The organism is Gluconobacter cerinus, assembly GCF_002723935.1.
GTDB classification, from domain to species: Bacteria; Pseudomonadota; Alphaproteobacteria; order Acetobacterales; family Acetobacteraceae; genus Gluconobacter; species Gluconobacter cerinus.
The window spans coordinates 1-1,630 of sequence record NZ_BEWM01000042.1 but is presented as its reverse complement, the minus strand read 5'-3'; the positions used below and the strand labels follow the sequence as shown (position 1 = coordinate 1,630).

The following is a 1,630-nucleotide window of genomic DNA, read 5'->3' as shown; positions in this document are numbered from 1 at the left end:
TAAGACGGTCGTAATGCGCTCGCGCATCTCCTGAGCAGCCTTGTTGGTAAAGGTCACGCATAGGATCTGTGACGGGCGCATCCCGTACATCTGGATCCGGCACGCCACACCGGCCGTGAGCGTCTTCGTTTTTCCCGTTCCGGCCCCTGCCAGCACCAGCACGCGGCCAAGAGCCATGGCGGCTTCACGCTGCACTGGGGTCAGCGGATCCAGTACGGGTGCGAGGGATTGGGGATATGCGCTCATGCGGGCACCTGCTCAACCGGATAGACTTCAGACGCCACCGGATCCTCAACGGCCACGACATTGCTGCTGTCAGTAAAGAGGGTCAGCGGATGATAGAGGTTAAAGCCCTCATGAGGGCCGTCCCACCGTCCGGCAATGACGAGGGCCAGGGCGCGGTTCAGGCCGCTGCCCAGCCACACAAGCTGATGCGGAACCGGCATTTCAGGCGCTTCAGGATCCGTACAGCCGAGGCGGCGTGCATGATCCATCCAGATGGCCGAGGCCTTCTCATGGCCCAGCATGTTAAAGGTCAGGCCGCTCTTGAGAACCATATGGTCGATATGCTGGCGGGCCGCAGAGCGCGTGTCGTTATACATCATGACGTCCTCAAAAGCCTTGGGGCAGGCTGACAAAGTGAGCGTTGGGAGTTCAGGTCCGTTCAGACGGACGATCGTGGATTTGCGGGTGAAGACGATCAGCTCGCCGTCGCGGTCCCAGGCGTCGTTCAGGCGATCGCCGCCGATCACGACCCCCTGCACCAGACCCTTGGGCGTCTGCGCCTCGCAGAAGACTTCAGGGGCAGAAGATCCCACCCCGGCACGCTTCCAGACCTTCATGGCCTCTGCGTCTTGCCGCCACAGGATCAGCGTGACGGCCTGCCAGCTCAGACGGGATTTACTCTCCTTCATGCGGCCACGTCCTGACGGGCGCGGCGCTGCAGGACGGCATTCCAGTCCTTGTCCCGGGCACTGGGTGAGTACCGCAGGGGTTTCAGCCCGGCCTCACGGATCATGGGCGCATAGATCTCTTCGTAACGGTCGCCCTGGGCATCGCAGTCCACGGCAATCATGACGCGGCCTCCTGCCTCAAGGGTGCCAAGAAGCGCACGAAACTCCTCCAGGGCCTCGGCGCTCATGCCGCCCCCTGATGAGACATACAGGCTGGGTTCAAAATTGAACGGGTCCATGGCGGCATAGGACAGCACGTCGATGGCGGACTCACCGATGACCAGACGAACGGGCGTTTCCCCTTTTTCGCCAGTCCTCATCCGAAAGAGCAGCTTGCCACCGCCGCCTGAGGAGAAGCCGCGATAGTCCGGCCCGCGCATTTCCATGCCGGTCAGCTCACCGGCATTGTTGCTATGGGCGAACCACGCCGTGCCCTTCATGCCTTCACGCAGGAGGCCCTGCTCGATGGCCAGATGAAGGATGCTCTCCGGCAATGCCCGGTCGCGGGTCAGATAGATCCAGGCGGCCGACCCGGGACGGGGAGCCTGACGGTTCTTCCACATATACTTCGGATCACGCGCGGGCTTACGCTCCTTCGGTTCCGCCACGTACTCGGCCCCGCTCGGCGCAAGGCCCAGCATTCCACGGAGTTCCACGCGCGCGTTGCCAAGGGACAT

At 62.8% G+C, this 1,630-nt stretch carries 3 protein-coding genes; all 3 read right to left on the bottom strand.

What is annotated here, in order from left to right:
* On the bottom strand, nt 1-246 hold a 246-nt coding region (locus GCE01_RS16595), incomplete at its 3' end, for a UvrD-helicase domain-containing protein (protein WP_167386206.1).
* Nucleotides 243-914, bottom strand: a complete 672-nt coding sequence (locus GCE01_RS16590; RefSeq protein ID WP_099213713.1) for a hypothetical protein — start codon at nt 912-914, stop codon at nt 243-245. The genes GCE01_RS16595 and GCE01_RS16590, both read right to left, overlap by 4 nt.
* Nucleotides 911-1,630 (bottom strand): DUF3991 and TOPRIM domain-containing protein (locus GCE01_RS16585; RefSeq protein ID WP_099213712.1); only part of this gene is annotated, 720 nt, incomplete at its 5' end. The genes GCE01_RS16590 and GCE01_RS16585, both read right to left, overlap by 4 nt.